The sequence below is a fragment of the Duganella sp. GW822-FHT06D06 genome (genome assembly GCF_058799615.1).
The window spans coordinates 436,241-461,944 of the sequence record NZ_JBXALQ010000004.1; the positions used below are offsets into that span (position 1 = coordinate 436,241).

General features: G+C 55.7%; 25 protein-coding genes and 3 tRNA genes. 5 read left to right on the top strand and 23 right to left on the bottom strand.

What is annotated here, in order from left to right; genetic code table 11:
- Window positions 1–167 precede the first annotated feature (167 nt).
- The 3 genes from AC1RMD_RS10470 to AC1RMD_RS10480 are packed head-to-tail and all read left to right on the top strand — an operon-like array spanning window position 168 to window position 1,662.
- Window positions 168–509 (top strand): TraK family protein, encoded by a 342-nt coding sequence (locus AC1RMD_RS10470; protein ID WP_492926317.1) that lies wholly within the window; start codon window positions 168–170, stop codon window positions 507–509.
- Window positions 509–1,234 carry a nucleotide-binding protein gene (locus tag AC1RMD_RS10475; protein ID WP_492926319.1) on the top strand — a complete coding sequence of 242 codons (726 nt, stop codon included), beginning with the start codon at window positions 509–511 and terminating at the stop codon, window positions 1,232–1,234. The genes AC1RMD_RS10470 and AC1RMD_RS10475 overlap by 1 nt, the downstream gene beginning before the upstream one ends.
- Window positions 1,234–1,662 (top strand): conjugal transfer protein TraM, encoded by a 429-nt coding sequence (locus AC1RMD_RS10480; protein ID WP_492926321.1) that lies wholly within the window; start codon window positions 1,234–1,236, stop codon window positions 1,660–1,662. Before AC1RMD_RS10475 ends, AC1RMD_RS10480 begins: the two co-directional genes overlap by 1 nt.
- Before the next feature lie 39 nt (window positions 1,663–1,701).
- On the opposite strand, the gene AC1RMD_RS10485 is transcribed toward AC1RMD_RS10480, so the two are convergent.
- The 19 genes from AC1RMD_RS10485 to kleE form a co-directional block, all read right to left on the bottom strand.
- Window positions 1,702–2,175, bottom strand: coding sequence for a type II secretion system protein (locus AC1RMD_RS10485; protein ID WP_492926323.1), 474 nt, complete (start codon window positions 2,173–2,175; stop codon window positions 1,702–1,704).
- 3 nt (window positions 2,176–2,178) lie between these two features.
- Window positions 2,179–2,568, bottom strand: a complete 390-nt coding sequence (locus AC1RMD_RS10490) for a prepilin-type N-terminal cleavage/methylation domain-containing protein (RefSeq protein WP_492926325.1) — start codon at window positions 2,566–2,568, stop codon at window positions 2,179–2,181.
- Window positions 2,568–3,083 (bottom strand): type II secretion system protein, encoded by a 516-nt coding sequence (locus AC1RMD_RS10495; RefSeq protein ID WP_492926327.1) that lies wholly within the window; start codon window positions 3,081–3,083, stop codon window positions 2,568–2,570. Before AC1RMD_RS10495 ends, AC1RMD_RS10490 begins: the two co-directional genes overlap by 1 nt.
- A gap of 1 nt (window position 3,084) precedes the next feature.
- Window positions 3,085–5,322 carry a secretin GspD/PilQ domain-containing protein gene (locus tag AC1RMD_RS10500; protein WP_492926329.1) on the bottom strand — a complete coding sequence of 746 codons (2,238 nt, stop codon included), beginning with the start codon at window positions 5,320–5,322 and terminating at the stop codon, window positions 3,085–3,087.
- Window positions 5,323–5,331: 9 nt separating this feature from the next.
- On the bottom strand, window positions 5,332–5,817 hold the full coding sequence (locus tag AC1RMD_RS10505) for a hypothetical protein (RefSeq protein WP_492926331.1): 486 nt from the start codon (window positions 5,815–5,817) through the stop codon (window positions 5,332–5,334).
- A 20-nt stretch (window positions 5,818–5,837) separates the two neighbouring features.
- The gene (locus AC1RMD_RS10510; protein WP_492926333.1) at window positions 5,838–6,398 is read right to left on the bottom strand and encodes a hypothetical protein; all 561 of its coding nucleotides are present in this window, start codon (window positions 6,396–6,398) and stop codon (window positions 5,838–5,840) included.
- Entirely contained in the window at window positions 6,395–6,886 is a 492-nt protein-coding gene (locus AC1RMD_RS10515) for a hypothetical protein (protein WP_492926335.1), read from the bottom strand. The genes AC1RMD_RS10510 and AC1RMD_RS10515 overlap by 4 nt, the downstream gene beginning before the upstream one ends.
- An 89-nt stretch (window positions 6,887–6,975) precedes the next feature.
- Window positions 6,976–7,764, bottom strand: a complete 789-nt coding sequence (locus AC1RMD_RS10520; RefSeq protein ID WP_492926336.1) for a hypothetical protein — start codon at window positions 7,762–7,764, stop codon at window positions 6,976–6,978.
- Window positions 7,745–9,430: a GspE/PulE family protein gene (locus AC1RMD_RS10525; protein WP_492926338.1), complete on the bottom strand. Its 1,686-nt coding sequence runs from the start codon at window positions 9,428–9,430 to the stop codon at window positions 7,745–7,747. Before AC1RMD_RS10525 ends, AC1RMD_RS10520 begins: the two co-directional genes overlap by 20 nt.
- Complete coding sequence (locus tag AC1RMD_RS10530; RefSeq protein WP_492926340.1) at window positions 9,427–10,611, bottom strand: type II secretion system F family protein; 1,185 nt, start codon at window positions 10,609–10,611, stop codon at window positions 9,427–9,429. Before AC1RMD_RS10530 ends, AC1RMD_RS10525 begins: the two co-directional genes overlap by 4 nt.
- Before the next feature lie 326 nt (window positions 10,612–10,937).
- Window positions 10,938–11,333 (bottom strand): hypothetical protein, encoded by a 396-nt coding sequence (locus AC1RMD_RS10535; protein ID WP_492926342.1) that lies wholly within the window; start codon window positions 11,331–11,333, stop codon window positions 10,938–10,940.
- Complete coding sequence (locus AC1RMD_RS10540) at window positions 11,333–14,524, bottom strand: RHS repeat domain-containing protein (protein WP_492926344.1); 3,192 nt, start codon at window positions 14,522–14,524, stop codon at window positions 11,333–11,335. Before AC1RMD_RS10540 ends, AC1RMD_RS10535 begins: the two co-directional genes overlap by 1 nt.
- Before the next feature lie 31 nt (window positions 14,525–14,555).
- Window positions 14,556–17,447, bottom strand: a complete 2,892-nt coding sequence (locus tag AC1RMD_RS10545) for an FG-GAP-like repeat-containing protein (protein ID WP_492926346.1) — start codon at window positions 17,445–17,447, stop codon at window positions 14,556–14,558.
- Between the two features lie 1,019 nt (window positions 17,448–18,466).
- Window positions 18,467–20,008 carry an IS66 family transposase gene (gene tnpC, locus AC1RMD_RS10550; RefSeq protein WP_492926348.1) on the bottom strand — a complete coding sequence of 514 codons (1,542 nt, stop codon included), beginning with the start codon at window positions 20,006–20,008 and terminating at the stop codon, window positions 18,467–18,469.
- A 29-nt stretch (window positions 20,009–20,037) separates the two neighbouring features.
- The gene (gene tnpB / locus AC1RMD_RS10555) at window positions 20,038–20,385 is read right to left on the bottom strand and encodes an IS66 family insertion sequence element accessory protein TnpB (protein ID WP_377700833.1); all 348 of its coding nucleotides are present in this window, start codon (window positions 20,383–20,385) and stop codon (window positions 20,038–20,040) included.
- Entirely contained in the window at window positions 20,382–20,801 is a 420-nt protein-coding gene (gene tnpA, locus AC1RMD_RS10560; RefSeq protein ID WP_492926350.1) for an IS66-like element accessory protein TnpA, read from the bottom strand. Before tnpA ends, tnpB begins: the two co-directional genes overlap by 4 nt.
- Before the next feature lie 374 nt (window positions 20,802–21,175).
- Entirely contained in the window at window positions 21,176–21,520 is a 345-nt protein-coding gene (locus AC1RMD_RS10565; RefSeq protein ID WP_492926352.1) for a KfrB domain-containing protein, read from the bottom strand.
- A 121-nt stretch (window positions 21,521–21,641) separates the two neighbouring features.
- Complete coding sequence (locus AC1RMD_RS10570) at window positions 21,642–22,655, bottom strand: ParB/RepB/Spo0J family partition protein (RefSeq protein WP_492926354.1); 1,014 nt, start codon at window positions 22,653–22,655, stop codon at window positions 21,642–21,644.
- A 50-nt stretch (window positions 22,656–22,705) separates the two neighbouring features.
- Window positions 22,706–23,026 (bottom strand): KleE stable inheritance protein, encoded by a 321-nt coding sequence (gene kleE / locus AC1RMD_RS10575; protein ID WP_492926356.1) that lies wholly within the window; start codon window positions 23,024–23,026, stop codon window positions 22,706–22,708.
- 393 nt (window positions 23,027–23,419) lie between these two features.
- On the opposite strand from kleE, the gene AC1RMD_RS10580 reads away from it, so the two are divergent.
- Window positions 23,420–23,788 (top strand): hypothetical protein, encoded by a 369-nt coding sequence (locus AC1RMD_RS10580; RefSeq protein WP_492926358.1) that lies wholly within the window; start codon window positions 23,420–23,422, stop codon window positions 23,786–23,788.
- A 12-nt stretch (window positions 23,789–23,800) separates the two neighbouring features.
- On the opposite strand, the gene AC1RMD_RS10585 is transcribed toward AC1RMD_RS10580, so the two are convergent.
- Window positions 23,801–23,876 (bottom strand) — tRNA-Gly (locus AC1RMD_RS10585).
- Between the two features lie 51 nt (window positions 23,877–23,927).
- Here AC1RMD_RS10585 and AC1RMD_RS10590 point away from each other — a divergent pair.
- Window positions 23,928–24,266 carry a helix-turn-helix domain-containing protein gene (locus AC1RMD_RS10590; protein ID WP_492926360.1) on the top strand — a complete coding sequence of 113 codons (339 nt, stop codon included), beginning with the start codon at window positions 23,928–23,930 and terminating at the stop codon, window positions 24,264–24,266.
- Here the strand turns inward: AC1RMD_RS10590 and AC1RMD_RS10595 are convergent.
- The 3 genes from AC1RMD_RS10595 to AC1RMD_RS10605 all read right to left on the bottom strand — a co-directional run bounded on the left by AC1RMD_RS10595 (window position 24,258) and on the right by AC1RMD_RS10605 (window position 25,704).
- Window positions 24,258–25,367 carry a site-specific integrase gene (locus tag AC1RMD_RS10595; protein WP_492926362.1) on the bottom strand — a complete coding sequence of 370 codons (1,110 nt, stop codon included), beginning with the start codon at window positions 25,365–25,367 and terminating at the stop codon, window positions 24,258–24,260. The two genes, AC1RMD_RS10590 and AC1RMD_RS10595, sit on opposite strands and share 9 nt — an antisense overlap.
- 131 nt (window positions 25,368–25,498) lie before the next feature.
- A tRNA-Cys gene (locus tag AC1RMD_RS10600) sits at window positions 25,499–25,572 on the bottom strand.
- Between the two features lie 56 nt (window positions 25,573–25,628).
- Window positions 25,629–25,704, bottom strand: a tRNA-Gly gene (locus tag AC1RMD_RS10605).

Consider the following 25,704-nt stretch of genomic DNA (forward strand, 5'->3'; position numbering starts at 1 on the left):
AACTGAACGCAACTGAACGGGCCAACATATCGAAACGCGTTAAGTATCGAGAAAATCGCGGTTAGTTGCACTCGGTAGCCATTCAGTCGCGTTTAATCGCACTCAGTAGCGCGAAAGTCACGTCGCAGTTGCGCTTAATAGCGTTCAAATACCAGGATGAGATCGACATGGGGAAAAACTATCCTGACCAACTTGGCGACTGGGTCAGACGCCGTGAAGCAGGCATGCGCGACCACAACCTGGTCGCATTCTTGGCAGTGAAAGATGATGTCCGCGCTGCACTCGATGCCGGCTATGCAGTGAAGACCATCTGGAGCAATCTGCGCGAAGCCCGGCGCACAGAACTCAGCTACGCAGGCTTTCTCCGCTATGTCCACAAATTCCTGTGTGTTCCTTCGAGGGCAGCCAGCAGGCAGGCAGAGGTCACAGCCTCGTCGCCCTCCGCCAAGCCGAACAAACCTGCCGGCTTTGTATTCAATTCAACACCAAAAAAAGAGGAGCTCTTGTGATGGCCAGAATCCATATAACCCTGCAAGGAAAAGGCGGCGTAGGCAAATCGATGGTCGCTACAGTTCTCGCTCAATACATCGCTAGCAAGGCGGAAAAGCCTGCATGCATCGACATCGATCCGGTCAACTCCACGTTCCACGGCTACCAGGCGCTGGACGTACAGCGCCTGCAGATCATGGAAGACGACGAGATCAATTCTCGCAAGTTCGATGCGCTAATCGAAATGCTGGCGCCACTGACCAATGCCGCTGTCATCGACAGCGGCGCCAGCTCCTTCGTGCCCCTGTCGCACTACCTGATCAGCAATCAGGTCCCCGCCCTGTTGGCAGATATGGGACATGAACTGGTCGTGCACACGGTCATCACCGGCGGCCAGGCACTGCTCGATACGGTCAGCGGCTTCGCCCATCTCACCAGCCAGTTTCCCGCCGAGACTTTGTTCGTGACTTGGCTCAACCCCTACTGGGGGCCGATCGAACACGAGGGCAAGGGATTTGAGCAAATGAAAGCGTATCTGACCAACAAGCAACGAGTCTCGGCCATTGCACGCATCCCTCAGTTGAAGGACGAAACCTATGGACGGGACCTCGGCGACATGCTGCAGGCACGACTGACGTTTGACGAAGCATTGACTTTGAGCTCGCTCGCCATCATGACGCGCCAAAGGATTAAGATCATCAAAGGACTAATGTTCAAACAACTTGACCAAACAACGGTGATCTGATGGCAGACCAAATCGAAGAACTAATTCGGGAAATCGCCGCGAAACACGGCATCGCCGTGGCTCGGGACGATCCCATCCTCGTTTTGCAGACCATCAATAACCGACTACTGCAAGACAGCGCGGCGGCGCAGCAGGCGCAACTCGATCAGTTCAAGGAAGAGCTGGAGGGCATCTCGCAGCGGTGGCAAGCCGATGCGAAAGACAAGGCCGAGCGTATTGTTAACGCCGCTCTCGCGGCAAGTCAGGGCGCCATGGATCAAATTTTGAAGGAAGGCACCCGCAGCACATGTCTGGCGATAAGAACGGAATTAGATACCGCCCTTGCGTCGATATCCGGCTACGCCCACGTTGCGCAACGGGCGGCGTTGCTTAACTTGGTCGCATCGTGTCTGACGATTTTGACCGTCACAACCTTCGTTTTGGGGTAAAACTTCTATGGGATAAAGTAGCGGCAGCAGCACGAATAATCAGTGAATTTGACGAGGGACATACATAAACTGCCAGTCCGCATATGTGTTTCCCTGGAAAGCTTCTGCCAGTCTAGCGAGTGATCTGGCATTCTTTATTGCCGTCTTAGTTGACAGGCTGTGGACCCCCATAATGCCGCCATCGGGTGCTCGCAAAATGCCCCAATCTAAGCTGTTGTTCATAGGGTCGCGAAGGAGATGCCGTAAATGATGAACCGTGGAGGCCTGACGCGAATCCGTCAAGAGTTCATTAAAGTTTGGTGGGTATCGTTTGACCGTCCCTGGGGTTTTCTCGTAATAAGATTGTATGGCCAAGCGATACTGCTTGCCGGCATAGAGCAATTGCTGCTCTTTGTTGCGTTCGCTTTCCGTCGACCAGACTACGCCAACGGCGGCAGCAACAGTACCAGCAATCGCGACAAAGAAAAGCAATGCCAGGTAAGTGAAGCCACCACTGTATTTCACGCTGCGCATTGCTTACCAGTCTCCCAGACGTGAGCCATCGCGAGCGGTGCCGGTAGCTCCGCTATGCACATCATAGACACCGCCCAGTTGCGGATCAGGCGGAGGCACCAACAGCCAAGTCCGGTTACTGTCCGTAAAGGGATCGCGTGGAATCAAACGCAGGTAGCGGCCAGTGATCAGTTCGTCCAGCGCCTGCGGATACTTTCCTTTGTCCGCAAAATGCTTATCCAACACATCACGCAGCGTCGCCAGATTCTGTTGCAACGTCGCTTCCTTAGCCTTCTCCACATTACCGTAATAACGAGGGGCCGCCAGACTAAGCAACGTTGCGATGATCGCCATCGTGACTAGAAGTTCAATCAGTGTAAAGCCGCGAGCGGGCCGTTCCATTTGCCCAAGCATCACCACTCCCTGTAGCTTATGCCGCTCAATCCCTCGCCCGGCGCCAGGGAATACACATCGTAGACATCGCGCCCCTCCTTGGGTTCCGCCGCCGAAGAATCATAGCTACGTTTGCCCCAGGTTGCTATGGCTGGCACACCCGGATCGGAAACGAAAGGATCACGTGGCAAGCGGCGCAGAAAATAGAGTTTTGCACCGGCCGGGCTCTTAGCATCCGGCACACCGTCGACCAAGGCAATTAAAGTCGGCGGATAACCCGAGACGCCGACGGACGGCACGATCCGCCCTTCATCATAGGCTTGCTTATAAGCGTCCAGTGCATCGCGAATGAGGGCCAAATTGCGGCGCAGATCCTGTTCTTTACCCCGCCGGTTGACCAACTCGGCCATGGGCAAGGCAGCCGCCGCCATGATAGACACGATGACCACCGTCACCAACAGCTCCACGATAGTGAAACCGCCTGCGACAACACCCCGACGTGCAAACCTAGAGCCGTTGATGCGAATCGTCAGCAATCTAGTCTCCTGCCTTGATCAGCAATGGCGCCGGCAATGTTGGCGACGGCGCCTTGTCGCCTATCGTGGCCGGTGCGGCAGACAATAGTTTCAATTCGCTGGCCTTGTTGCTCAGCGATTTCATGGTGAGGATAATGACATCGTCATCACCGCGTGTCCCCTCCGTTCCGGCGCGAACAATGCTGACCATCGCCTTTCCTTCGCTGGCATTGACACTATGCGAGAGGCTGGTTTGAGTACCTGCCTTCTTGAAATAGCCACCATCCGTGATATCAACCAGCTGCAAGTCTTCAGGATCATAGCCAAACTGCAAAGGCAGGCTGCGCACACCGCCGTCGCTCTGCAGATGCAGCGCGACCTTAAACGGCTCGCCTTGAGTAACTTTTGCTGGTCCTGCCCAAGTAAATAGGAGTTTTGTTGGCGCCACGCTCGTCACAGAATCGCCAGTCTTATTGGCCGCGCCCGATGGCTTAAGATCCACTACGCCTTCCGACGCCTGCCCCAGATACAGCGGCCGGGTGTTGAGGCTGGCTTCGGTGCCGGACCAGAATTCACCTGCACCTGCCGCAGGTCGTTGAATATTACGGATCAGATGAGGCGTGATCGATAGCACAACCTCAGTCTTTTCGTGGTCGTCTTTCTGAGAACCGAACAAGCGTCCAAGCACTGGCAAATCCCCGAGGCCAGGCACACGACTTGCGGCATGGCGGTCTTCGTCACTAATCAACCCAGCCAACACCTGAGTCTCGCCATCCTGCAAGCGCAACACGGTCGTCGCGGAGCGCGAGCCAATCTGATAGGCCAAAGACCCGCCAGGCGTGCGAATTTCACGCACGATGCTACTGACCTCCAGCCCTATGCGGATCGCCACATCGCCGTCCAGATAAACGTTGGGCTCGGCTTCGAGCTTGATGCCGACATCCAGATACTGCACACTCTCCGATACCAAGCCGGTGGCAGTGGCGGTATTGGTCGTCACCGGCACTTTGTCGCCGATCATGATTTTGGCCTTCTCACGATTGCGCGCCCGGATGCGCGGATTAGCCAAGATATTGGCATCTCCTAACTCGCGCCGCAGATTGACCGTGGCAGTGGGAACCGTGACGCCGAGGCGCGAAGCATTCAAACCGCGCAAACTGGCGATAGTCGCAGGCGTGCTGGTCAATGGCGTGATAGTGAACTGGTTCGTCCATTGAATACCCAAATCGTTCAAGCGTGACCGTTTGACTTCCAGCACTTCGACATCCAGCATCACTTCAGGTTCAGGCAAATCCTGCATGGCGATCAATTTTTCAGCGAGCCGTATCGCCTCCGGAGTATCCCGCACCATCAACAGGTTCAGCTTTTCATCGACAAAGGTGTCCTTGGTTTTGAGCATACCCTTAATCATGGCATTGGTCTTATTCACATCCGCATTGGCCAGATAAAAACCTTTGACGACCAGCTCCTTGTACGCTTTCAACTTATCAGGCGTACCGGCATAGATCAATACGGCATTGGCGTTCAACACCTTCTTCTCAAGATTATTCGACTGCAGAATCAACTCAAGCGCATCTTCGAGCGGTGCCTGGCGTAGAAAAACGGTAGTGCGCAAGTCCGGGCGCACATCCTTATCCAGGATAAAGTCAACACCAGTGGCGCGCGCCAGCGCCTCCAACACGAGCTTCAGGCTGGCATCACGAAATTGCAGGTTGATCGGCTTCCGAAAATTGGCGTGCATGGCTGGCGAACTGAGCTGGCTGGCAGCATCGCCGTCATCAATCAAGCGTTGCAATGCCAGTGCATCCAAGTTCTTGGGCTCTTCAACCAAGACCTGCCTTACCAGTGTTGCGGCGTTCGTCTTATCGTTGACTTGCAAAGCTTGCTTTGCCTGTTCAAGCAGTGGCACGCGCCGCCGTGCGTGAGCGACAGCCACTAACCCTGCCTCCGCACGGGCATTGGAGGGCTCCATTTTGATCACTCTGGTATACACCACTTCCGCAGCATCCCAGCGGCCTGCTGCACGTGCATCATCCCCTTGCCTCAGCAACCGGGTGACTTGTTCGGCACGCTGACTCAGAAAGTCCGAACGGAACACGACATTGCGCGGCTCAGCCTGCGATGCCTCCGCCAGCTTGCGTACGCCTTCTTCTGGCTGGCCCTTGGCAATGAGGTCCATTCCTGTGGAGTGCAGGCGGTCGCCAGCGCATCCGGCCAACATCAGCAGGAACAGAACAGATAAGCACGGAAGTCTTTTCATTGCAGTCTTTTAAGAATCAAGATTCATCGGAAGGAGTTGTTTGGTCGCCAACGGCAAGTAGACGATCACTAGCTGGCCGTGCTCAACGCCATCAAGGCGATACTGGCCTGCAAAGGTTTCCCCTTTGCTTACAGCATAGGATTGGTCACCCATCACCAGGTAGTACACCGGATGGCCGGGTTCCGCCTCCATCGTGCCTGCAAAACCGAACGGCAGTGGCGGTGCGCTTGGCGGCGCCAACGGCACGACCACCACCGGTGGCGCCGGCGGTGGAACGTACCATGACTTGGCGACGAACGGATTGTCGATATCACCGGTTCCGGCGTCACGCTCCAGCAGCGGCAAAAACAAAGCGGATTCATGCGTTTTTTTCCGCTGCGTCTCGACTGGTCCTTGCAGCTCCACCGGTCGCAACGCAACGGCGGCGAATGGTTCGTGTCCTTCCCTTCCCGTAGACACATTCAACCAGATCAATAAAGCGACGACGGCCAGCATCAGTATCACTAAGCGAGATCTCACGAGCGATCCTTCTTCAGATATAGCACGAATGAGATCTTGGCGTTCAGTTGGGAATCGTCGCTCTTTTGCCTGGTAAAGGAAACACTCTTCAACGCAAGCGTAGGCAGGTCTCGCATCGCCGCAGAAATAAATCGGCGAACCTGGGTGTACTCCCCTCTGACCGGCAGCTCTATTTCATAACGGATTAACGGGGTTGCAAGCTCAGGCACGAATTGATAGTCGCCATGTTCGAGTGACAGTCCTTGCGCGGCGGCAGCCCGATGCAGGCGCGCCATTAAGTTGAACTGTTCATCAACCTCAGGGACCGACGCATAAAATGCGCTCATGCTATCGAGTGATGCGTTCGCCAATGGCGGTGCTACTTTCCGGTTCGACGTAATACGCCACTGCGCGCGGGTGGCTGGGATTTCGGCCAGCAAAGGCTGCAACGCAACGACGTACGCAGTCGAGCAGGTTATGCCCAGCACAATTGCTGCTACACCGGGAACGCCAACATACTGAACGACTTGCTTCAACCGCCACGCGAACGCAGTACCACGGCGACCAAAACTACTCATGGCACTCCTCCGGTACGTGGCTTGCTATCAGCCGCAGGCGTAAGCCACTGCGCTGCAATCGTAAAGCGCACAGGCTTTTGCGGCGCCTGTACCTGAACCTGGTGACTCTGAATGAATGCGTTCCTCAACAACGCACTGCCCGCGAGCGTCTGTCCATAATCCAGCATGGCCTGCGGGTCTCGCGCCTCTGCAGTGATTCCGATTATGTGTGCCTCTGGGTCAGGCTCAACATCGATCAGCACCACATCGTTGTTTGTCGACGCCTCAAGCGCGGAAAAAAGATCGTCCCAAGGTAAGTTCAAATGTCTGATAACTCCTTGAGCGGCATCGATCTGTTTCTGAGTATGCTCTTGGCTTTCGCGTGATATCGCACTTGTCTTTGCCAGGTTTTTCTCCGCAATCCGCACCTCAGTCAGCGCCGCTTGCTCAGCAGCCAGGAGTACTTGATCGCGCTGATATGTCCAACCCAGCAGGCCGGCCACGACCATTGTGGCGGCACAAGCTATCCCACCCGCCAAGTGCAGCCGGCTCGGAGGTACGACAAAGGCCAAAGCGACCGTAGGTAACGATGTCCGTGTCATTGCGTATTGGCCCCGCTGTTCAACGAGGCATAAAATACGACGTGATAGTTTGGCTCCAACTGCGACCGCAAAACATTCCAAGACTCGGGCAGATCCACATAAATTTCCACATTATCAGGACAAGCTTGCAGCAAAACCTCACGCTTCAAGATGTTGCTTAAGCCCGCTGCGGTGCGATCACGCATGGATACTGCACGCATACTTTGCCATCCGACGGCGTTGCGATAAGCTATTTGGCATCTGTCGTCGCTAACACCAACATACAAAAATTCGCCCGCATTCATTCGGGCGCGCAGACGGTTATAGCGGTCCATAAAGCAAGGTATCAGAGAACGTAATGTCAAGTTGCGCGCGGCACAGCACTCACGGAGCAGGTTTGGCAAACCTGGCTCAATCGCACAGACCAGCCCTCCCTGTCCGAACTCACGGCGGTCAATGACGATATCCCAGTCAGAAACAGCTGTACCGAATAGCTCCTCCAACCGGATACGCGAGAACACCTCGACTTCCTGACGCCCACTCAGTTCATCCGACCAAGGCAAGACTGCATAGCGCACAAAGGCGTCCGCCAAGACGATATCGAGCGAGCCACGTCTTCCACCTTGTTTCGCAAAATGACGATCCATTTCCGCCACAGCCTCCGTCACGCTCCAACTTACGTCAACGGGCGCAAGAAGGACGGCGACCGCTTGCGGAGATGGATGCACGATGCCTTCTAGCTCAGCCAGTGTCACCGCGCTAGGCGCCAAGTGGACCTCGTAGCGTTTACGACGCAAAAGTGACACGGTTGATTTCCTCCAGAGTGGTCCGTCCTTCGACCGCCAAATCGACAGCCGCCTCACGCAGAAAACGGGTGCCGCCCTTGAGCGCGGCTTGTTTAATAATGCTGATCGGAGCACGCGCGACAATCAACTCGCGCATCTCGTCCGTCAGACGCAACACTTCTCCCACAGCGTGCCGTCCCTTGTAACCGGTGCCGCGGCAATGCCCACAACCTGTGCCATGTCGCCATCGAATGTCGGCAGAACGTTCCGGCGAGATCTCGGAATACGCTAACTCTTCCTCATCAGGCTGGTAATCGGCGGCACAGTTCGAGCAAATCAACCGCAACAGGCGCTGTCCCACTATGCCGTTCAAGGCGGAGACAAAACTGTACGTGTCAACACCCATATGGAGAAAGCGACCCAACACGTCGAACACGTTGTTGGCGTGGACACTGGTCAGCACCAAGTGGCCGGTCAGCGCCGACTGAATCGCAATCTGCGCCGTTTCAGGATCTCGGATTTCGCCAACCAATATTTTATCCGGATCGTGGCGCAGGATGGAACGCAGTCCGCGCGCAAAGGTCAGGCCTTTCTTCTCATTGACTGGAATCTGCAATACACCCGGCAGCTGATATTCGATCGGATCTTCAATGGTAATGATCTTATCGCGCCCGTCGTTGATCTCGGAAAGCGCCGCATACATGGTGGTCGTCTTGCCACTACCGGTCGGCCCGGTCACAAGCAACATCCCGTAGGGTTTGCGCGCCATGCGGCGAATCTCATACAGAGTGTTCGCATCGAAGCCGAGCGGATCAAGCGTCAAACCAACCGCCTCATCGGTCAGGCTACGTTTGTCCAGAATACGAATAACGACGTCTTCGCACACAAGATTAGGCATTACCGAGACTCGATAGTCGATTTCATCTCCGCGAAACATGAGGCGGAAGCGTCCATCCTGAGGTATCCGCCGCTCAGCGATATCCAGTTCCGCCATGACTTTGATGCGCGAGACGACTTGCTCGGCGACAGGCAATCCAGCCACTTCAGTCACCAACGCAAGCACTCCATCGATGCGGTATTTGACCTGGAGGCCAGCCTTCGTGGTTTCGAAATGGATATCGCTCGCGCCAACCTTCATCGCGTCGTAAACTGTTGAGTTCACCAACCGGATGATAGGGCTGGAATCTCCGGTGATCGATGCGAAGCTCAAATCGTCTGCGCTAACTGCCTCAACGGCATCGCTATCGATTTGAGTTACCCCATCGAGCGCCCGCAACCCGCGCTCGTGAATCGCAAAGAAAGCTCGCAGGTCTGAGGCGTGCGCAAGACACCATTGCGGTGCTACCGCGCAACGCGATTCCAGCCAGGACTGAAGATCGGTATCGAAAGGATCCGCCAGCACAGCAAGCACGTCCGCCTCCGTCTTCACCAATACGCAATTCTTTTGCGCGGATTCGGCGAAGGTCAGTTGCTCGAAAGATGGCGCCAACGCGGCCAGGCTCGCCATATCCAGAACCGGATAAGCAAAAGTGATACCCAACGACCGCACAAACGAAGCCGGTTCAAGGCCGCTCGCTTCTTCCAATACCTCCAGCAGACGCTGTCCGGATGTCCGCGCACGTTCGCGCGCAGCTTTAATGAGCCCGGTATCTAATCGTGCGGGGGCGGCGAAATCGATTTGGCTCATTGGAGGGTATTGGCTAGCTCAAAAATAGGCATGTACATCAGAATCACGATGGCGCCGATGGCCGCGCCGATAACCAGCATCAGCACAGGCTCAAACAAGCGCGAGAACCAATCGACCCACCGTGCGATCTCATCATCATAGAGACTCGCGAGGCGCTCCAGCGAACGGCCCATGCTGCCAGAACGTTCGCCCACCGCAATCAGGCGCACGCCTACCTCAGTAGCCAAGGAGGAGGCCGCGAAGGAATCCGATACAGAGCGTCCTTCATTAATCATCTGACGCGCCTGGACCAAACCTCTGCTCAAACTGGGCTGTTGCAGCAAATCTGTGACCAAACCAAGCGCAGCTGCAAACGGCATGCCGCCATTGACCAGCATCGCGAGGGTATGCGTGAAGCGGGCCAACTGATACAGGCGGATCTTCTCGCCCACACCAGGCAGCGACCAAGCGACACGGGTCAGTCGGGCGCGGGTAGAGGCCTGCAATACTGCCCATCCGCCGATGCTCAGCAAGACGACGGCAATTGTCGCGACCAAGCCGCCATAGTGACCGATGAAATGGCTCCAGCCGATCATCATGCGGGAAGTCCATGGAAGGTTGGTACCGAGGTCTTCATAGATGCGGCTAAAACGAGGGATCACATAGGTCAACAGGAAAGCGATCACCAGAAAACCCACCGCTATCAATAGCAGCGGATACACCGAGACCGAGACGACCTTATTGCGGACTTGGTCGACCCGCTGTTGGTGAGAGATGTAACGTTTCAAGGTTTCGGCGAGATCGCCCGTCTGCTCCGAAGTTTTCACTATGGTGACAAACAACCCAGGGAAGACGTGAGGCTGCTCCGCCAACGCAGCGGCAAAAGATCGCCCCTCTTTCAACGAGTTCAGTAATTGAGCCAGAGCCTCTTTGGCTCTTGTGCCACGTGCTTTTCGCGATTGGATATCCAGCGACTCAGTTAGACTCAGTCCGGCCTCGATCAACGCCAACAACTCATTGCTGAACTCCAGTACGGAATATGAGGGGCGTGCAATAAATAAGGGGCGCCCGGACGCGCTGATAGTGAGGATGCGCTGCCCCTCAGCTGCACAGCGCTGGCGTAGCTCAGCTTCGTTGGCTGCATCAACCGTCGCAAACTTCACGCCATCGGTCTGGCTATAGGTCTTGATCTTAAACTGCATTGGAGAAATCGAGTGAGTGCAATCTTTGCGGGGACGCAGGCGAGGGGTGGGGATTGCAAAGATTATAGCATCCGATGCCGCAATACAATAATAAGCGTCGGGCGCATCCACCCGCACAGTGGGTGCCGATTTGCGCGCGGTTATGACCCAACGTTAAGCATAGATTTTCTCCTCTGGGTGCCCCATGCAAGCAATAGCAGAGTATCCCTCCTGGAGCCCGACGGCGTCGGCCTGGCCGTAAAAGGCGGGTCAATCGAAGCGGATCAAATTGACTTGCAAACGAACAGTCTGAGGATCTTTAGGTGGTTTAGCATTGTTTGTACCATCTATTCGAAGGAGATACCCTCCACGACCAGATAGTTCACGAGCTCATCTTTTTCAAAAGACCCATCCCATGCAGCCTGGCCACGAAGCTGCGGTATCGCCACCTTACGAAGGAGTTCATGGAACCTGTGGCGCAATACGTCGGAACGAATATCGTGGGGATGCACTTTCAGCATTTTTCTCGATACATCATCGACGACGGAAAACAGTATCCAGTCGAGCTGAGCCAGTAACATACTTCCGGAGCCCACAGATATCGGCTCGATAGCCGACTCGTAGAAGATTGCGATAGAAGACGACTTCTTCGGGTCTGAAAAGTCGTCATGCGAGCCAACGATTTCCTTCGGCCACCAGCTCAATACCTGGGTCAGCAGTTCATCAAAATTCATCGTATTCATCACTTATCTCTCACAACGCCATTATTCCAAACGCTTTCACGATTATGCCGCTTCTCCCAGTCCTTTTGGCCCGGCCACCTCTTCCATTGCTCTCCGCCATGAGCATTCTGGCCGCCTCTATCTTTCTCCCAAACGCTACCGTCTTCGTTATCAATCCTTGTCCCACCAGGGCCACGCCTGAATCGATCCGGTTCCTGTGTGGGAGTTACATAATCCGGCTCTTTGCTATCCGATGGTTTCGACTCGGCACTGTCTGTACCATTCGCAATAATTCCCTTGAAACAATCCATCGACCACCCGCAGGCTTTAGCCTGGCTAAGCATGTCCATGGTTTTTATGGCAGTGAGCCATTCCGCCTCGGCGGCAATTGTTAGCACCTTCGGTATCGCACTCAACACAGTTGACTGCAAGGTCACTGGAGGAATTCGAATTGGCACGGGAGGACAAGACCAACCCAATCTACCAGGCCCCATGATCATCATAACGCACGCTGGCGCTATCTGCGGGTGTGATGTAGCAGGTGGTAACGTCGTCGGAATCCATGGCGAGAAAATCGGTGAGCCTCTAAAGACACTGTCGAATGGATCTGCTAAAGGATCGCTAGTGAAATCCCAAAACCCACTCGGATCAATCGTCACTAGCGGATTGTTGCGTGTGTACGAATATCGGCTATATGACTGGATATTGGTCGAATAGGGCACGTTGGGGTCGGCGCTGATGAAGCGCCCAATCGTCGGATCGTACAACCGTCCATTCATGTGGATCAGATCCAGTCCGTCAAGGTGCTCGTGATTGGTGTAGCCACGATCGGTGTTCACACCAGCAATGGTATTATTCGGATCCATCGCACCTTGGGGTGTGCGGCGCTTGCCAAACGGTTCATAAGCCATCCGCTCGATCACCGCCCCCGCTGCATTGGTGATCGCTGTAGTCGACCCTAGATTATCGCTGTGCATGTACAGCACGGTCTGCGTGCCGGTGCCGGTCTGCTTGATCAGCGCCACCACACCGCCGCCAGCCGTCACAAAATGGCGATGTTCAATCGTGCCGTCGCTCTTCACATCCCTTTCGTACAGCAGACCGCCGGCATTGTCCGGGTTCAGATAGGTCGTGATAGTACCGTCGGCCGTCATCTTGATGCGCTGATGCTCCGGGCCGTAGACGAAAGTCGCCGTTGAAGCTGGACTTGTCAGCGACAACGGCATGTTAAAACTGGTCCAGGTTTCCGTGCGGCCTTTGGCGGCAATCACATTGTTCGAAACATCGCGCTGCACTTCCTGCGTGAGGTTTCCCACGCCATCGTAGCTGTACTGGCGAGTGCTGCCGTCAGCCATGACAATATGATCCACTGCGTGCGGCTTGAAGTTGACCGGACCGTAGGTGTAGGCACCCATATCCGAGCGACTGGTGATGTTGCCAATGCTGTCGTAGCCGTAACTTTGCGTGACTAGGCCAGCACCGCTGGAGTTCACCGTATTACTGGTCAGGCGATTGAGCGAGTCGTACAGGAAGGTCTCCGACAAGCTTTGATTGGCATCGCCGCGCGTGAGCATATTGCCATGCAAGTCGTAGGTGAACGACAGATTCTGCACCGCGTTACCAGTGCCGGCCACGATGGCTTTCGGACGTCCCGTGGCAGGATCAAACACCTGCTGTGTCACCACGTTGTTGCCATAGGTTTGCTGCGTCAAATGGCCTTCGGCATCCAGCGTATTGGCCTGCCAGTATAGGGCGTTGGTGGCATTGTTGCGCACTTCGCTCAGGTACCCTAGTGACGTGTATACATATTTCACCACGAGGCCGGTGGGGTAGGTCTGGGTAGCGATTCGCCCGTTGGCGTCGTAGGTCTGGCTGGCAGTGTAGCTGGTATCGATTTGGGACACAGCCTGTTTTGGCCGGCTCATACCGTCGAAACTGTAATCGACGATATAACCATTATCGGCCGTCGAGCGGCATAACCGGCCCTTCCCGCTGGAACAAGTATCGTAAGTCCAAGTCGACACTAGATCCGCTTCAGCGCGCTTAGTAAGCCGGCTCAATAAGTCATAAGTATTTGTAGTTACGTGGTTCTTGGCATCCGTCTGCTGGACTAGTTCGCCGAGGTTATCGTACGCATAGCTCCACGTGCCCAGATCCGGGTCTATCATTCCAGTCTTACGGCCAAGATTGTCATAGGCCATCGTCACCACATTTCCCTTGGGATCTGTGGTTTTTATCAGATTACCCAAGGTATCGTATTGAAAAGCAAGTGTATTCCCTTGCGTATCGCTCACTTGCACGGTCTGGCCCCTGCCATTTCTGACAGCTGTCTGAGTTTGATTCAAGGCATTAGTGACAATAGTCGTCAGACCATTATATGTAGTGCTTACCTGACTGCCATCGGGTGAAGTAATAGCTACGGTACGGCCGAGTGCGTCATAGGTGTAGGTCGTCCATTGAATGGTTGCGTTCGGATAATATGGCTTGCTGCCCCGGGCAATTCGCCCCAGTGCATCATATTCCGTGTCCTGGGTGATGACTGTGCCCCCATCAAAGCCCAGCGTTTCCGTCCGTACCTTACGCTCGAAGCTGTCATAATAAGTCTTCATCCAGGCGCCATTTGCGCTGCCATTGGCACCCATCGGCGTCGTGGTCACAATAAACTTGGCATTCGCCGGGCAACCTTGCACTCCAGCGCAATACTGATAACTCCACTGCGTGCTGGTCCCATCTGGACGGTACTCGTTCGTTTTGCGGCGGTAGTTATCGTAACCAAACGTCGTGTAAAGGCCATTTAGGTTCAACACGGACATCAATTGGCTACTCGTGCTGTCGTACCGCAGATTAAGCACCTGGCCCAGAGCATTGGTACTGGTTAGCGGGGTGATGCCATTCTCATCATAGCTAACTGAGCTGACTGTACGCGACACAATCGCAGCCAAGCCCGTGGCTGGCGAGGACACAACTGTCGTTAGTCGCATGCCGAACTGATTATAGGTGTATTCCGTGCGCAAGCCAAATTGCGGCGCGTCCGGTTCATGAATTTCTGCCGTCACATATCCTTTGACTGGATCATATTCATAGGCCGTGGTCCGCGTCGCGCTGCCTGCCCAAGCCGGGGTGCCAGCTAGGAGACTGGCCAACAGTGTAACCAAAGTGAACCAGCGTGGGGTTGGCGCCGGCGAGGCCTGCTTCATTCGGGTGCGATGCATGGGTTCTCCGTTTTTGTTCTTCGGTGACAAATTAAGGCGAGTCAGTTTTGACCGTCTGACGCAGTGGAAGTCCAATCCGCCATTTCGTCGTATCGTTGGAGTAGGTCGTTGTGGTCGTTGTGGAAAAACCATCGGACGTAGATTCAACAGTCTGAGTGGGATTGCCATAGGAGTCAAACTGATAGGTCCCTGTCAAAGACGGCATAACAGCACCATTCAGGTCCCATGACGTGCTCACTCGCTCGCTAACGTACGGAAAATAACGGCGCCCAGTCGTCACCATGCACCCACTTACTGACACAAAGTCATTGCAGCTATAAGTGTACGTCGTTTGGCTTAGCAAGCCGCTGTTGCCACCGCCTGCCAGTGTCTTCTTCAAGGTGGAAGGCTGACCGGTCATAGGCCATTCCTGAATATATTCCGTTCGATCAGTGATGCCGGTTTCCTGTTGCACGCTCTGCATCCAACGGAACCCCTGTGTCTTGCGACGAGACAAGTCGATTTTCTGGCCCCCATAGGTATAATTCTTCGTGACAGTTCCGCCTATACCGTTCGGGGTAACTGCGAAAGACACCACAGTCGGCATCCTCTTTATACCAAGAAGCGGGAATAGGGAATCGCGCACGGTGCCAGTGGCATTAGTGTCCGACGTATAGACACTTGGGTCATTCATTGCTTTGTAGTTGATCGCAGTGACAACCCCCAGTCCATCGGTGATTGATGCAATTTTCCCACTTTCTGGAAATCGCGATTGCCCCCAAAAAGCCCTGTTATTTGCGCGATCAATGACAATCATATCCTCGCGACCATCACCGTCGAGATCCGCGAACATCAATTGGTATCCATCAGAGGAATATGGTGAGCCGGATGGTAAATCAGGGGAAATTGGGACGGCCTGACCAAACCTATCATTGTAGCTACCGTTATCACCGGAATTTAACGTCACCAACGGCGAATTTCCACTGATATCAGTCGTGATCAAATCCACGATGCCATCACCATTCAAATCAGCCGCCGCATTGACGCCATATGACCCACTGACACTAACGGGCGTAGCGAAATTTCCATCGCCCTTGGATAGACTGCAGAGAGTTAAATTATCTGTTCTACCAGCACATACATCAACGTTACCGTCACCATTGATGTCTGCAACAAAATATTTTGATCCAGCACCAAAGCTGACACTCCCCGCCGCATAAAATTTTCCATCACCCATTCCTAAATACGCATCTGCAACACCAGTGGTCTTATTGAAAACTAGTTTGTCGATCTTGCCATCGCCATTGAAGTCGGTAAAGATATGATCTAGCGCAGCAGCATTCGCTAGATTACTGACATTGCTCCAAAACTGGAATGTACCATCGTTATTCGATATCGCAACAGACGTCCTCATAGCCCCATTCACGGCGGTCAATTGAATCCAATCTGCCTTGCCATCGCCATTCACATCAAAGAAATAATGCTGACTGGAACCGGCCGCATCGACGGACTGTGTGTACTGTGACCAGAACTGGAAGCCGCCGTTACCCGTACCAAGGGCAATCCATGCCTCATTGCTGGTTCGGCTCACGCGAATCCAGTCTGCTTTACCATCGCCGTTTACGTCTGCAAAATAATGTGCAAAGTTGTTCAATGAACCGATGGACTGGCTGAACTTGCTCCAATCGCTATTAGAGAATGTTCCGCTCGCGTTGGCCGTACCGACCCAAGCATCATCCATCCCTTGGCTTATTTTCATCCATGATTTCTTACCGTCGCCATTTAAATCCACAAAGAAATTCTGATAGTCATTTTGTTGACCGGGAAAAGCGCTCGTCTTGAACTGAAAGCCCACATAACTAGTATTCCAGCCAAAAGTTATAGGCTTAAAACAGTCGGATATTCCAACACACTCTGTAATGGTGAGCGGGCGTGATGCCCTGCGGCTGTACAGCCACGAGCTGCCCTGAACACCATAGCTATAATCAGGCTCGATGATGTAATTGCTAAAACCACTGCCTTGCGAAACACCAGGAATTACTCCGCTATAGGTTTTAAGCTGATTGAAGTAGCTAAAGCCAGTACGCGGCACGACAAATCCACCTTCATATTGAATAGGCGAGTACGGCAATACGCTAACCTTCTCGAAAACTACTGCATTGGATGGATTCGTTGTCGCGTTACCAGTGTAGTCAATCCGAACGGGATAAAAATTTCCATCATCCGGTACCGAGCCGGGCGAGGCTTTATTCGCCTGACTGATATTGGTGTAGGTGAATTTCATATAATTCCCTGCCCGATCCGAAACTTTCTGCAACGCCCATCCCTTAATCAGGCCATATGCGCCGGATGTGACCATACCATCATCCGCCAACTTGATTTGGGAATCGCCAGACGTGCCGTACTCCATCGTTCGGCCAGACTTGGTCTGCACTGTGAACGATATGGGGCCACCCTTGGCATTGGACACGGCCTGACCAGTTTCCAAGTTGTAATATGACGGACGATAATGGAAGCCCGTCGATACGATCTTAGAAAAGCTATCTAATTCTGTCCTATATTCCGTTCCGTCGCCGCCATTTACGCCACTTATCGGGATTAAACGGGCACCGTCGAGGCAATATGCATCGTCTTGTATATATGCAATGGCTTTGATTACACCATCCTGCGCCAACGTCTTGGGACAGCGCGTAATCACAGATAAACCTGATAGGTGGGTGCCTACGCCGAACATGCCATTGCCGCTGCTACTGCTGTACACAATCGAAAGGTTCGGCTCCATGCCAGCTACGCCAGGCGGCACCTTGATCGCAACGACATACTGGGCTGCCCCATTGGGGCCAACGCTGAACTGGCCGCTGGTAGCGAACTGCGAGGCTACTGCTGCCTGCGTCAACAGCAAGAGGAAATACATTGGGCTTTGCCAAAACACGCTTCTGGACATGAAAACTTCTCCGCTTTATTCAGGAAATTGGGCGCAGGCGACCCTCCAGCGTACGGCTGAAAGACACCTCTCAAAATGGAAAATGGATGTTTACCCGCGAGACTTGTTGGATCGCTTGCAGCTGTCCGATTCGGCAGAATTGGCGGCTAACGTACAAGTCAGGGGTTTTGTCGATGAATAAGACCTGACGCAAACAGAAAAATCGGCGGCAGTTTTTGCGGCATGACAAGCGGCAAAAGCACGTTTGGCAAGGTCGCACTCAATCACGCCAGGGACGCCCGATTTAGGACAAACTACTGACGCGGGAGGGGAGTAGGACGCGACTGCCGGGGCTACCGCCAAAGCAGCATCTTCCTTTTCGCGCAAGGCTCTATTGGCAGATTTAACTTTTTCCAACTCAATTGCATTTGCGTTCGATATTTCTGTATTCATGCAATCGTTAAATTCGTCGGGTGACCTTTTACCCCTACAATTCGCGATCGCACGTGCTTGCAGTAAACACACTGGCGATCCATTCGTTTGACACGCTGGAGCGGGCGGTGAGATGAAATTCTGTGCTGAGGTTTGTGTAGTGATCAGACCGAGCAAGGTACTCAAGGCTATCAGACTAAGAAATTTCTTCATATCGAGTACATTGCCAAAATAAAACATCAGAGTATCTTGCTCACAAAAAATATTACCATCATTATATCATTGTTATACCCCAGAAAGTCTATCCAATTATTGCAAATACAACAGGGAAGGAAAATGCATCGATCTAGTCTTGCCTTGCATGACCCGCCCCATCCTCCCCCTTTGGTTTCCTTGAATCGCCACGAGTCTGCAGACACCCGCGCGCAGTTCAAAATTCGTACGCTCAAACTCAGCTGGAAGAAGTATCCCTGTCAGCTAAGCTTTTGACGCTTCGGCTTCGCATCAAGTCCTCCTGACTTGAGGCGTAAGCGTCCGCTCAGCGCCGTCTTGAGTGCTTGGGCAATTTGATTGATGATGGCATCACACCGCTGGGAAGCGGCGTAATCTCAGAGGGCTGCTGGCAGGCCGCAGTTCCAAGGCAAGAATTCATCAACCCGGTTGACCGGGTGATCGGCGATATGCGTCAGCACATGGCGCAACCAGGCTTCGGGGTCGACACCGTTCAGCTTGGCCGTACCGATCAACGAGTAGATCGCGGCGGCGCGTTCGCCACCGCTGTCGGCGCCAGCAAACAGGTAGTTGCGACGGCCAATGGCCACGCCGCGCAATGCGCGTTCAGCCGCCGAGTTATCAATCTCGATGGTGCCGTCATCGCAATAGCGCAGCAGCGCCGGCCAAAGTTTGAGCGCATACAGGATCGCCGCCGCCGTGTCGGACTTGCGCGACAGCGTGTCGAGCGTGGTGCGCAACCACTGCTCCAGGTCATCGAGCAGCGGGCGAGAGCGGGCTTGCCGCACCTGCCTTCGTGCCTCTGGAGGTTGGCCCAGGATCTCTGCCTCGATCACATAGAGTTCGGCGATCCGGCGCAATGCCTCGGTGGTCAGCGCTGTCGGTCGCGCTGCGTGCAGGTCGTGGAATTTGCGCCGTGCATGCGCCCAGCAGGCGGCTTCGCGAATCGTGCCGTCTTCGAACAAGGCATTGAAGCCGGCATATGCATCGGCTTGGAGCACGCCTTCGAATGTGGCTAGGTGGTTCTGCGGATGAATGCCCTTGCGGTCAGGCGTGTAGGCAAACCAAACCGCTGGTGGCGCGCTGTCGCCCGAAGACCGGTCGTCACGCACGTAGGTCCACAAGCGCGCCGTCTTGGTTTTTCCGTTGCCGGGCGCCAGCACAGGGATCGGGGTGTCGTCGGCATGCAGCTTCGAAGCTGCCAGGACGTGGAGCCGAACGGCATCAACTAACGGACGCAGCAGTGCGCTGGCGGAACCGACCCAGCTCGCCAACAGGGCGCGGTCAAGATCGACGCCTTCACGGGCATAAATGACCGACTGGCGGTACAGCGGCAGGTGATCGGCAAATTTCGCCACCAGGATGTGGGCCAGCAGGCCGGGACCGGCGATGCCGCGCTCGATTGGCCGGCTTGGTGCAGGCTCCTGAACGATGGCGTCGCAGCAGGTGCATGCCAGCTTCGGGCGCACATGGCGGATCACGCGGAAGCTGCTCGGCACAAATTCCAGTTGCTCGGCCACGTCCTCGCCCAGCGGCCGCAGGCCGCCACCGCAGGCAGGACAGGCATCGGCCGTTGGTGCATAGACCTTCTCGTCACGCGGCAGATGATCGGGCAAAGGCCGGCGCACCGATTTCTTGCGCGGCGCCTGGTCGGCCGCCGGCATCTCGCGTGCCGCCTCGGCCTCGTCGGCCTGCAGGTCTTCCAGTTGCAGTTCCAGTTGTTCGATCTGGTGGTCCAGCTTTTCCGACTTACGGCCGAACTGCATGCGCCGCAACTTCGCGATCTGCAGTTTGAGGTGTTCGATCTCGACGGCGCGCGTGTTCAGTTGTTCGCGCAGCCCTTCCACCACCTCGTTCTGAGCGAGCAGCAGCGCCTCCAAGGCGGCGATGTCGTTGGGCAGGTCGGCTGGGTTGAGCATGCGCCGAGTTTACGCGAGGCGCATCACGTTTACAAGGCCGACGTTGGTTTCCAGGTCCGCTCGGGGCGCCGCCAGTCTATGCCTTCGAGCAGCATCGACAGCTGCGCCTGCGTCAACGCCACCGAGCCGTTGCTGGCCTGCGGCCAGATGAAGCGGCCACGCTCAAGCCGCTTGGCCAGCAGGCACAGGCCGTCGCCGGTCCACCACAGCAATTTGATGAGGTCGCCGCGCCGGCCACGAAACACGAACACGTGCCCGCTGAACGGATCTTCCTCCAGCGCCGTCTGCACTTTAGCGGCCAGGCCGTTGAAGCCTGAGCGCATATCGGTGGTGCCGGCGGCGAGCCAGACCTTGGTGCCAGCAGGCAGGCCGATCATCGAAGTACCCTATCCAACACTTGCGCCAGCGCAGCGGCATTGGGCTGGCCTTCGATCCGAACGCGGACCTGGCCCAGCTCCAACACGATACTGCCCCTGGCATCAGTGCTGTTGTTGCTCGGAGCAGGTGCCGTTGGCGCCAGCACCACCGGCAACAAGCCGTCGTCACGCATTAGCGCAGGCACGCCGAGGCGTCCCTGCTCATATAGTCGGCGCCAGCTGAACACCTGGTTGGCGTTGACGCCGTGCTCGCGCGCGATGCGCGCGACAGAAGCGCCAGGCTCCAGCGACAGCGCCACCAATGCGCGCTTGAACTCCAGCGGGTGCTGTCGGTAGTGGCCACGTGGATTCGTGGAAATGATCGGTTGAAAATTTGTGTCCATAATCGGAATTTGTGGGCACAAACGCTGTGCCAAAATTCGATCATGGATGACGCTGGTCAGGCAGTCCAGACGGCGCTGGGAAGACGCTTACCTTGAGGCAGCCTGATTGGCGTCATATCGGACAGATAATCGTGCGGGCATCGATAACAGGCTATTTGGGAAAATCGTTTGCCGAATGACGAACACAGGCATTGCCAACCTGCCGGTAGACACTTACCACGTCCACGTGCAGAACGACGCCATCGTAGCTTTTATCCTTACTGGCGGTGATGCCTGCATCATTCCGTCGCTTACACCATTGCCTCTGCCACAAATCAAGTCGCTCCCTAGCCGAATGGCGCGGAGCACCTTCGGCATTACCATTGAAGTACTGCATCGCCACATAGCTCGCGATCAAGGAACCGACTTCACCGCTTAACGCCCCGACCGCGATTAACACCCTCCTGAACCGCCGTAGCCTGGTTGGCGTCGTATCGGATAGCCGCATGAGTCCCAATCGGTGGCAATTTCGAAAAATCGTGGGCAGAGTGACGAACACAGGTTTTGCCGACCTGCTGGTAGATGTGTTCCTGATCGCTGTGCAACACGACACCATCGTAAGTCTTGTCCTTACTGGCAGGTACAGCCGCACTAAGACTGTAGATACCCGGCTGAAGCTGACCAGCCTTGCCTACCTTGGTGGTGACCCACTGACTGTCGAATTCGCTCTGGACTATGCGCTGTCCATTCATCACCAATATGCGTTGCTTCATTGCCCGCGTCCCCGCTTCGCGATCACCATGTTGTCGGTCCTTCTCATCGTCGGAGCATGCTTCGCGGATAGAGATGGCACGGCCCAATTCAAAGCGTTCATCAAATGGTGCTCACGCATTGTCAGCCCTCTATCAGTGCTATGAGCTGAACGTCGCCAAGATCGACCTCCGCCAACTCACAATCATCGTCGTACCGCAACCAAGCCTTGCCCACCGAGGATGGACGGCGCCGAATTAGCAGCCGCCCCTCCCTGCCACGATGCCGTATCGCCAGCACAGGATTCACCCACGGCACTGACTTTGATAGGTCCATTCCAGCGTTCGCACCAATTTGCTTTCCGGCGATCACGACCACTGGAGCATCATCCTCCCTTGCGCTAGGTGACAGCCGCTGTTCCAGTTTTTGTTCAATAAAGGCTCGCAGCATGCGCACCGAACGCCTCGTCACTTCCTGGGTGTCATCCGCCAACCAGGCCGCCACGTCGGAGGGCGCCTTGCGGTGAACGAACACCAGTTCGTTCACTAGCGTGACGTCGCGCACCCGCCCCGCATTGAAGGCCGCCGCGATGGTATCCGGCAGGTCCAGCAGCGCCGCATGTTGTGTAACGAAGGCCGCCGACTTGCTGATTTGTCTGGCGATGTCGCCCTTACGCAGTCCCTTCGCCAACTCACGACCTATGTAGTCGGCGATTTCGCGCGGTGTCAGTTCATTGCGATGCAGGTTTTCGACAACCTGGTCAGCCTGGCTGTAATTCGCGTCGAGGAAGCCGGGGATGTGCGTCAGCCCTGCCAGGCGCGACGCACGGAAACGACGGGCTCCATGGTTGATCAGAAAGCGCTCGGGCGCTTCAGGATTCGGACGGACGGAAATAGGAGTCTTCACCCCACGCAGCTGGATCGCGGCGGAGAGCTCAGTGATACTCGCTGCCGAAAAGCCCGGGTTGTCTCTGGTCCGTGGCTGCAGAGGATCTTCATCGATCAGGTCGATGGGCAGCATGAGCGGCCCACCATGCGCCGCCTCTGCCGATGGCGATTCCCCTTTGCCAGCCACGATGCCACCTTTACCCGCCGAACGCGCCGGCAATTTTCGCAGCACAGCATCGGGGCCGCGTCTTTCTTTGATAGCGCCGGTCATTCAAAAAGTTCCGTCATGCTGCTCCCTGGAAAAGCCTGAACCTGAATCGTTTATTTGGGTGAGGCCGGTAACACGAACAACATCACATACGCCACCACGCCGGCCAGCACAATGTGCAGAAAGGCCGCGACACTTGCCCAGCCACTGAGAAACACCATGCGGAGGACTTGAACCATCAAATCGGCGAACAGCAGCCATCGCAATATCGGCCAGGTGCAGATCGCCACGAACATAAACAAACCAAGAAGGATCTGGATGATCGGGTTTTCCCGCAATTCATGCCAAGGACTGCGCACGTCAGCCTTGCGCGGTGTATCGGCTTGTCGGGGCCGCATTCTGGGCTGCGTCGGAAATTGAAAGATCCGTCCCATGATCCCCTCCCCTGTCGGCATTTTGCGGCGTCAATGTCATCGTTACACCATCACACATCCGCGCATTGATTCGCATCAAAGGACTGGCCGAGCCATTGGTCATCGCCAGTGTTTTTTAGCCGCTAAAAGTTCGGCCACATCCTCCAGCCCAACCCGCTTGCCAGGCCCGGTGAAGGCGCTGGCTTCATGCGATCCAATGCGTGCAACTCCGCACTATTTAGCCCACCGGTGACAAGCAGCTTTAGCCGCTAACATTTCAATCCGGCGTGCCGCTGCCGAACATTGATCTATTCGATATCAGAGTCGAGTTCCATTTGCCTGCCAATTCGAACAACGACATACTCGATCATGAGTTTCGACATATCGGATTGTCAGAATCGACAGGAGGAAAACATGAGCGAGCTGATTTTGCATATTCTTGGACCATCGCGTAACGAGGACATCGCCGCATTGGTCGGCGATCTGGCTGCACTGTACGCCTTGCGCGACGCAGTCGATGACGCGATCCACTCCGGCAGCGGCGGCGCGTTTCTGGCGCAATCCGACGGCGAAGGCTACGCGCTGGCGGTCGTGCGCGCAGCGGACATGTCGCACGTCTGCACCAACTACGCCAACGAGATCAGGCCCGTGCGCTCTGAACGTGAACAGGTCCCGCTGCGAGCGGTGCATCACATGATGGAAGCCATCCGCAAGGCCGTGCAATCGCAATGGGTCTGCAGCGATGAAGTATGCGTCGAATCAGCAGGAATGAATGGGAAGTAGAAAACTAAAGACTGGAGCGGGAGAAGAGTCTCGAACTCTCGACCTCAACCTTGGCAAGGTTGCGCTCTACCAACTGAGCTACTCCCGCGTGCGGAGCCGAATTATAGCAGACCTTGCAGGACATTTTCCAGTAAAAAACGTGAGCAGAGACATCAATATGGACTCCCCCGATACCCTGGATATCCACCAGGCGGCTGCCATGCTGCATGCCGATGAAGAGACGGTGCTGGCGTTGGCGCGCAGTGGCGAGCTTCCCGGCACGAAGATAGGCCGCCCATGGGTATTCCTGCGGACTGACGTGCTGGATTTTCTACGCGCCAGAGTCGGTGCCGACACCGCGCAGCGCAAGCAGGCAGCGGCGACGCCACCCGCCATCACCGCAGTCGCGGTGCCGCTACGCACCCGGCGGCGCACCAACCTGCCGGTCCTGCCGGACTTGCCGACCCAGCGCAGCCGGACCGCCACTCACTCACCATAGATGCGGCGCGAGGTCGCTTCCGCGCAGGCTCGCGTAGCGCTTCAGTTGTTTCGGATCACGATGCCCGGTAATCCGGGCGATCTGCACGTCGGTCAGCTTCGTGCGTTCATACAGGCGGCAGATGAATTCGTGGCGCAGGTCATGGAAATGAATGTCGCCATAGCCAGCCTGCGCGAAAATGTTCGCGAACTCGCGCGACAAGTCCCGTGTCACCTGCCTGAGCACCTCATCGGACCGATCACCATCCCAGAAGGGAAACAGGCGGCCGCCGCGCTTTTGGATGGCGTGGTAATTTTCGCGAATGAACTCCGTCAACTCCGCCAGCAGCATGGTGCTCATCGGCACCTGCCGTCGATCGCCGTTCTTGGTGCGACTGAGGAACGCGGTGCGCTGCTCCAGGCTCACCTGCGGCAGTTCCAGCGTGTAGCACTCGCGCAGGCGCATGCCGGATTCGATGGCGGCATCAAACAGGAGGCGATATTCACGTGGACGCGACGCGAGGACCTTGCGTATCGGCGCCTCCTCGTGCGGCAGCACGCGGCGGTCACGCTCCTCGTCCACGCGGGCCGACTTCCCTTGCAGCCCAAGCAGCCGCCGGTCCTCGTCGTTGTAGCTGGCAAAGCCGCGCTTGAGCAGTCGCAGCGGATTCTGGGGAAGAATGTCCGCATGCTTGCGCACCATCCAGTCGAAGCAGCGCGCCAGGGCGCCGTGCCGATGCCGTATCGTGCTCGGCGCCAGGTTGTCCTCGCGTTTCATGCTCGTGATCCAGGCTTCGGCCCAGTCATACGTCAGGTGGCCGGTGGCGAGCTGGGCAAGTCTGGGGCGCACGGTCTCCAGCAGCAGCAGATCGGATTTGGGCACCGCATTGGTCCGCTGGTATTCGATGATGCAGCGCGAAACCAGCCAGATCTCCTTGCGAGCCTCGGTACGCTCAAACAAGCCGACCGGCACGATACCGTGCGCCAGCAGCGACTCCAGGTGCGCGGCATAGGCGCGCGCCTGACTTTCCGCGTCGAACGTCGCATACAAGGGCTTGGGCAACAGGCGGTGAATGATCCGCATCTGCACCCTGTCTTTGGGGAGTTTTTTGAAGGAGGCCATGGCCCGAGCATAGAACTCGCGCGGCGATTCATCAACGGCAAAAAGGCCGTCTCACGTGTGGTTTACCACATTTTTGGTGTGGTATACACTGCGCTTGAGACAGCTCAAATTTACGTAAGTCTTTGAATTTATGGAGGCGAGGATCGGAGTCGAACCGACCTAGACGGCTTTGCAGGCCGCTGCATAACCGCTTTGCTACCTCGCCAGAGGAAACTATTTACTAAGATGCACAGCGGGGTTACGCGCTGCGATCCGGAATTCTGGAGCGGGAGAAGAGTCTCGAACTCTCGACCTCAACCTTGGCAAGGTTGCGCTCTACCAACTGAGCTACTCCCGC